Origin of the sequence: Actinomadura sp. (assembly GCF_044508335.1) — a bacterium.
Taxonomy (GTDB): domain Bacteria; phylum Actinomycetota; class Actinomycetes; order Streptosporangiales; family Streptosporangiaceae; genus Spirillospora.
The window spans coordinates 1-6,249 of sequence record NZ_JBIQHY010000197.1; the positions used below are offsets into that span (position 1 = coordinate 1).

The window sequence follows — 6,249 nt, forward strand, 5'->3', positions numbered from 1 at the left end:
TGCTGTGGCTCGGGTCTGGTCTGTTTCAGGTGGTGTTGCGGCCTAGGAAGGCCAGCATTCTTGTTTGTTCGTCCGCGCCGCGGGGGACCGGGAGGGGCGGGGCCAGGCGGCCTGTGGCGCGTAGGGGAGCGGCCACCACCTGGGCCGTCGCGAACGCGTGGTGGACCAGGTCCGGGTCCAGGCGGGACGGCTGGCCCGTCGCGCGCGCCAGGTCCCAGGCGTGCACCAGCGGTTCCAGGATGTAGCCCTCCAGGTAGTCGCGCAGCGGGAGCTCGCCGAGGCCGCCGAACGGGATGAGGCGGCCCAGCGCGTCCGGGGTGAGCGCCGCCGCGCACTCCTTGCGGGCCGCCCGCCAGCTCATCAGGACGTCGCCCGGCACGAACCGCGCCGGGTCCCGGCCGACGTCCGGTTCGGGCTCGCCGGCGGCCAGCGCCCGGATCAGGAACTGGCCGCCGGTCACGTGGCCGGCGACGTCCCGGGCGGTCCACCCCGCGCAGGGCGACGGCGCGTCCCAATCGTCCCTGGGCACCCCGGCCACCAGGCCCTCGAAGAGGTCGAGGGCCCGGTGGTAGCCGCTGAGGTTGTGAGCCATGGTGGTCAGTGACCCGCGATCCGACCGCGCTGTCAAGCGCTATCGCGAAGGTCGCGGGTCACGATCACACCGCGGCGGCGCCCCGCTCCCGGAGCATCGCGTTCATCAGCGTGATCTCCGAACGCTGGCCGGTGACCATCGTGCGGGCCAGCCGCCGCACGCGGTCGTGGCCCGTGCGGGCCAGCACCGCCTCCGCCATGTCGACGCCGCCGCGGTGGTGGGCGATCATCAGCCGCAGGAACAGGACCTCGGCGGCCCGGCCGGACGCCTTCTCCAGCTCGGCGAGCTGCTCGCGGGTCGCCATCCCCGGCATGGCGCCGCCCCGGTGGCCGCCGTGCCCCGACATCCACCGCATGCCGCCGGACGGGTCGGCCTTCGGCGCCCCCCACTCGTCCAGCCAGGCCGTCATCATGCCGATCTGCGCCTGCTGCGCGGTGATGATGTCGTAGGCCAGCAGCCTCACGTCGGGGTCGTCCGTGCGGTCCCGCACGATGAACGACATCCGCACGGCCTGCGCGTGGTGGGCGCTCATGTCGCGGGCGAACCCCGCCTCGGGGCCGGCCGTGCCCGGACCGCGGGCACCGGTCCGGGCCAGGAGCGCGGCCCCGGCGATCAGGACGAGCACCGCCACGGCGATGGTGACCCGCCGCCCCCTCACGGGGTGTCCTTGGCGCCGTCGCAGGCCGCGCCCGGCTCGGGCGTCTGCGGGCCCTTCACGAAGCCGCGCAGGAACTCGTCCACGCGCGCGTCCGAGGCGTCCTCCAGCGAGAGCTGGTGGCCCCAGGCGGTGAGCTTGATCGGCACGTCCTGGGCAGGGTAGGGGCTCAGCATCGTGTAGTCGATGCCGGACACCTTGGCCTTCAGCATGTCGAGCTGGTCGCCGGCGAGGCCGGGGCGGTAGGTGATCCAGACGGCGCCGTGCTCCAGCGAGTGCACGGCGTTCTCGTTCCGCAGCGGGGCGTCGTAGACGCGGCCGTCGCAGTTCTGCCAGACGGGGTCGTGGTCGCCGCCCATCGGCGGGTCGCTGTCGTACTTCACCGCGCCGGTGGTGTGGTCGCGGCCGAGGTCGTCCTTGACGACCAGGCCGGCGACGGAGGGGGAGTCGGCGGACGACGACCTGGTCTGCGCGAACGTGTAGCCGATCGCGATGACCGCGGCCAGGCCGATGACGGTGAAGGAGGCGATGGCGCCCCAGGGGGTCTCGCGCTGCGTCAGCGCGTTCTGCTTCCTGGCGTTCTTGACACGGGCGCTCTTGGACATGGAGGGGTCCTCTCGGGTGCTTGCTGACGGGATGCGGGCAGCGCCGCATCGCGGCGTCGGTCACGACGGCGATACGGCGGTGCGTGCGGCCTTACGGCCTGCTCATCACAGCCGGAGCACCTGGAGGACGGGCAGAGACGGCGCGGTGGGCGCGGCGCTCCGCGGAGGGGCGAGCGACCAGCCCGCCCGCGCGGGCAGCCGCGAGAAGGGGCGGCGCAGCCCGGCGGCCAGCGCCAGCAGCAGGAGGGTGAACAGGACGGCGGCGCACAGGCACACGTCCAGCGGCGCCCGCGGATGCGGCTTCGCGGGGGCGCTGAGCGCCGCCTCCGCGAGCCCCTGCCCGGCGGACAGGGCGGTGACGGGCACGCTCACGGCGTGCTCGGTGCACACGCGGGGCGGCGGCCCGTGGCCCAGGCCGTAGCTGAACACCAGCCCGGCCGCGACGAACAGCGCCACGAGCAGCCCGGCCGTCCCGTGGCGCCGATGCGGGGCCGTACGAGACACCGTCACGCTCCTGCAATGCGCCTTCGGGCTGTTCCAACGCCGGAGCCTACCGCCCGGTTCCCCGGCCACGGCCGTCGGTGCCGGGAGATAGTGTCGAGGCGTGACCAGCAGGGCTGAATCGGGCGAGCCGGAGGGCCTTTTCGACGCGCCGGGCCGGGAGCCGGCCGGGCCCGCCCCCGAGGCCGCGCCGCCCGCCGCGGGGGCGGAGCAGCCGCTCGCGGTGCGGATGCGCCCGCGCTCGCTGGACGAGGTCGTCGGGCAGGGCCACCTGCTCGGCCCCGGCACCCCGATCCGGCAGCTCGTCGACCGGGACGTGCCGATGTCGCTGGTGCTGTGGGGGCCGCCGGGCACCGGGAAGACGACGCTGGCCACGGTCGTCAGCCGTGTCACCTCCCGGCGGTTCGTGGAGATCTCCGCCGTCAGCGACGGCGTCAAGCGGGTGCGCGCCGAGATCGACCTCGCCAGGCGCGAGCTGGGCATGACCGGCCGGCAGACCGTCCTGTTCGTCGACGAGGTCCACCGCTTCAACAAGGCCCAGCAGGACGCGCTGCTCCCCGCCGTGGAGAACCGCTGGGTGTCCTTCATCGGCGCCACGACCGAGAACCCGTTCTTCTCCGTCATCAGCCCGCTGCTGTCCCGTTCGCTGCTGCTCACCCTGGAACCGCTCGGCGACGACGACCTGCGCGAGGTGGTCCGCCGGGCGCTGGCCGACGAGCGCGGCCTCGGCGGCGCGGTGTCCCTCGACCCCGCCGCCGAGGACCACCTCGTCCGGCTCGCCGGCGGCGACGCCCGCCGCGCCCTCACCTACCTGGAGGCCGCGTCCCTGGTCGTCGGCGAGGGCGGCGCCGTCGACGCGGACGTCCTGGAGAAGGCCGTCGACCGGGCCGCCGTCCGCTACGACCGCGAGGGCGACCAGCACTACGACGTCATCAGCGCGTTCATCAAGAGCATCCGCGGAAGCGACGTCGACGCGGCGCTGCACTACCTCGCCCGCATGATCGAGGCCGGGGAGGACCCGCGGTTCATCGCCCGGCGGCTGATCGTGCACGCCAGCGAGGACGTCGGCATGGCCGACCCCACCGCGCTGCAGACCGCGGTCGCCGCCGCGCAGGCGGTGGAGTTCGTCGGCCTGCCCGAGGCCCGCATCAACCTCGCCCAGGCGGTGATCCACCTGTCCCTGGCGCCCAAGTCCAACGCGGTGATCATGGCGGTGGACGGGGCGCTCGGCGACGTCCGCAAGGGGCTCGCCGGGCCCGTCCCCGGGCATCTGCGCGACTCCCACTACAAGGGCGCCGCGAAGGTCGGGCACGGGGAGGGCTACAAGTACGCCCACGATCACCCCGGCGGCGTCGTCCAGCAGCGGTACGCGCCCGACTCCGTGGACGGGCGGGAGTACTATCGCCCGACCAGGCACGGCGCCGAGGCGCGGTTCACCGAGGTCCTCGCCCGGATCCGCTCGGTCCTGCGCGGCGGCGGCGACCGGCGCTGAACGCCCCCGCCGGGCCGGTGCTACCGCCACGGGGGCGTTCCGACCGGTAAGGTCTGTCACGCCGCAACGGCCCCGAACCGAATTCGCACGAACGGAAAGCCCGATGCTCACTGGTGGACAGCTGGCAGCCCTCATCGTGGCCGTGTTCTGGGCGGTGCTCGTGTCGTTCATCGCGCTGACCCTGCTGAAGCTCTCCCGGCTCCTCGCCGAGGCCGGCAAGGTCGTCCGCGACATCGGCGACCAGGCCGCCCCCCTGCTGGACGACATGACGCACACGGTGAAGCGCGCCAACGAGCAGCTCGGCCGGACCGACGTGATCACCAAGCAGGTCGCCGGCGTCACCCAGAACGTCTCGGCCGTCACCACGGTCATGACCTCGGTGGTGGGCGGCCCGCTGGTGAAGGCCGCGGCCTTCTCCTACGGCGTCCGCAAGGCGCTGAAGAGCGACGGCGACGGGCGGGGCGCGTCCGGCCGGCCGCAGCTTCAGGCCCGCTCCGCGGGGAAGGGGCGGCGATGAGGCGGCTGTTCTGGCTCTCGGTCGGCGCCGGCGCCGGCGTCTACGTGACGCACCGCGTGAAGCGGCGCGTGGAGGCGGTCGCGCGGAGCCTGTCCCCGGAAGGGGTCGCGATGCGCGCGGTGGCGACGGGCAAGGGCACCGGGGAGCGGCTGAGGAATTTCGCCGCCGACGTCCGTACCGAGATGCAGGCCCGCGAACAGGAGCTGCGCGAGGCCGTCCGCATGGACCAGGCTCCGCCGGACGCCGAGGTGCCCGGATACCGGGGGTCCCCGCCCCGCCGGGTGCTGAAGGCGCGATACACGATCATCGACGACGACAAGGATGGCCACTGATCATGGAGTCGGCAGAGGTCGCCCGCCGCTTCCTCACGTTCTTCGAGGAGCGCGGGCACACGGTGGTGCCCTCGGCCAGCCTGGTCGCCGAGGACCCGACCCTGCTGCTGGTCAACGCCGGCATGGTCCCGTTCAAGCCGTACTTCCTCGGGCAGCGCACCCCGCCGTCCCCCCGGATGACAAGCGCGCAGAAGTGCGTGCGGACGCCGGACATCGAGGAGGTCGGCAAGACCACCCGGCACGCCACCTTCTTCCAGATGCTGGGCAACTTCTCCATCGGCGACTACTTCAAGGAGCAGGCGATCCCGTTCGCCTGGGAGCTGCTGACCCGGCCGCGGGAGGAGGGCGGCTTCGGGTTCCCCGAGGACAAGCTGTGGGTCACCGTCTTCCAGGACGACGACGAGGCCCAGAGCATCTGGCACCACAAGGTCGGCGTCCCCCTCGACCGCATCCAGCGGCGCGGCATGGAGGACAACTTCTGGTCGATGGGCGTGCCCGGCCCGTGCGGGCCGTGCTCGGAGATCTACTACGACCGCGGCCCCGAGTACGGCCGCGAGGGCGGCCCCGTCGCCGACGAGGACCGCTACCTGGAGGTCTGGAACCTCGTCTTCATGCAGTACGAGCGGGGTCCGGGGGAGGGCAAGGCCGACTTCCCGATCCTCGGCGAGCTGCCCGCCAAGAACATCGACACCGGCATGGGCCTGGAGCGCATGGCGGCGATCCTGCAGGGCGTCGACAACATCTACGAGACCGACACCCTGTGGCGGATCCTGGACCGCGCCGCGGAGCTCACCGGCGCCAGGTACGGCCGCGACCACCGCGCGGACGTGTCGCTGCGTGTGATCGCCGACCACGTCCGCAGCGGGACGATGATGGTCGCGGACGGCATCCGCCCCGGCAACGAGGGCCGCGGCTACGTGCTGCGCCGCATCCTGCGCCGCTCCATCCGCAACCTGCGGCTGCTCGGCGGCCAGGACGCCGGGCTCATGCACGAGCTGACCGGCGTCGCGATCAGCGCGATGGGCGAGCAGTACCCGGAGCTGGTCCGCACCGCCGCGAACATCCACACGGTCATCGACGCCGAGGAGGACTCCTTCCTCCAGACGCTCCGCACCGGCACCGCGATCTTCGACACCGCGGTCGAGGAGACCAAGCGCTCCGGCGGCGCGACGCTGCCCGGCGAGCAGGCGTTCAAGCTCCACGACACCTACGGCTTCCCGATCGACCTCACCCTGGAGATGGCGTCCGAGCAGGGCCTCCAGGTCGACGAGGAGGGCTTCCGCCGGCTCATGCAGGAGCAGCGGGAGCGCGCGAAGAAGGACGCCCGCGACAAGAAGACCGGCAACCTCGACGTCTCCGTCCTGGACGAGCTGCTCACCGGCGCCGGCGGCAGGGTCGACTTCACCGGCTACGGCAGCCTCACCGGCGAGGCCCGCCTCGTCGGGCTCCTCGTCAACGGCGCCAACGCGCCGGCCGCCGGGGAGGGCACCGAGGTCGAGGTCGTCCTCGACCGCACCCCGTTCTACGCCGAGGGCGGCGGCCAGCTCGCCGACCA

The 6,249-nt window shown here is 73.2% G+C and carries 8 protein-coding genes; 4 read left to right on the plus strand and 4 right to left on the minus strand.

Annotated elements, in window-relative coordinates; all coding sequences use genetic code 11:
* Nucleotides 1–25 precede the first annotated feature (25 nt).
* The 4 genes from ACIWVC_RS33780 to ACIWVC_RS33795 all read right to left on the minus strand — a co-directional run bounded on the left by ACIWVC_RS33780 (nt 26) and on the right by ACIWVC_RS33795 (nt 2,356).
* The gene (locus ACIWVC_RS33780; RefSeq protein WP_396453044.1) at nt 26–592 is read right to left on the minus strand and encodes a TIGR03086 family metal-binding protein; all 567 of its coding nucleotides are present in this window, start codon (nt 590–592) and stop codon (nt 26–28) included.
* Between the two features lie 64 nt (nt 593–656).
* On the minus strand, nt 657–1,250 hold the full coding sequence (locus ACIWVC_RS33785) for a DUF305 domain-containing protein (RefSeq protein WP_396453046.1): 594 nt from the start codon (nt 1,248–1,250) through the stop codon (nt 657–659).
* Nucleotides 1,247–1,852: a DUF3105 domain-containing protein gene (locus ACIWVC_RS33790; RefSeq protein ID WP_396455097.1), complete on the minus strand. Its 606-nt coding sequence runs from the start codon at nt 1,850–1,852 to the stop codon at nt 1,247–1,249. Before ACIWVC_RS33790 ends, ACIWVC_RS33785 begins: the two co-directional genes overlap by 4 nt.
* Nucleotides 1,853–1,957: 105 nt before the next feature.
* Nucleotides 1,958–2,356, minus strand: a complete 399-nt coding sequence (locus tag ACIWVC_RS33795) for a hypothetical protein (protein ID WP_396453050.1) — start codon at nt 2,354–2,356, stop codon at nt 1,958–1,960.
* 226 nt (nt 2,357–2,582) lie between these two features.
* On the opposite strand from ACIWVC_RS33795, the gene ACIWVC_RS33800 reads away from it, so the two are divergent.
* The 4 genes from ACIWVC_RS33800 to alaS all read left to right on the plus strand — a co-directional run.
* Nucleotides 2,583–3,845: a replication-associated recombination protein A gene (locus ACIWVC_RS33800; RefSeq protein ID WP_396453058.1), complete on the plus strand. Its 1,263-nt coding sequence runs from the start codon at nt 2,583–2,585 to the stop codon at nt 3,843–3,845.
* 103 nt (nt 3,846–3,948) lie between these two features.
* Nucleotides 3,949–4,362, plus strand: a complete 414-nt coding sequence (locus ACIWVC_RS33805) for a DUF948 domain-containing protein (RefSeq protein ID WP_396453052.1) — start codon at nt 3,949–3,951, stop codon at nt 4,360–4,362.
* Nucleotides 4,359–4,694, plus strand: a complete 336-nt coding sequence (locus tag ACIWVC_RS33810; RefSeq protein WP_396453054.1) for a hypothetical protein — start codon at nt 4,359–4,361, stop codon at nt 4,692–4,694. The genes ACIWVC_RS33805 and ACIWVC_RS33810 overlap by 4 nt, the downstream gene beginning before the upstream one ends.
* Before the next feature lie 2 nt (nt 4,695–4,696).
* On the plus strand, nt 4,697–6,249 hold a 1,553-nt coding region (alaS, locus tag ACIWVC_RS33815), incomplete at its 3' end, for an alanine--tRNA ligase (RefSeq protein ID WP_396455099.1).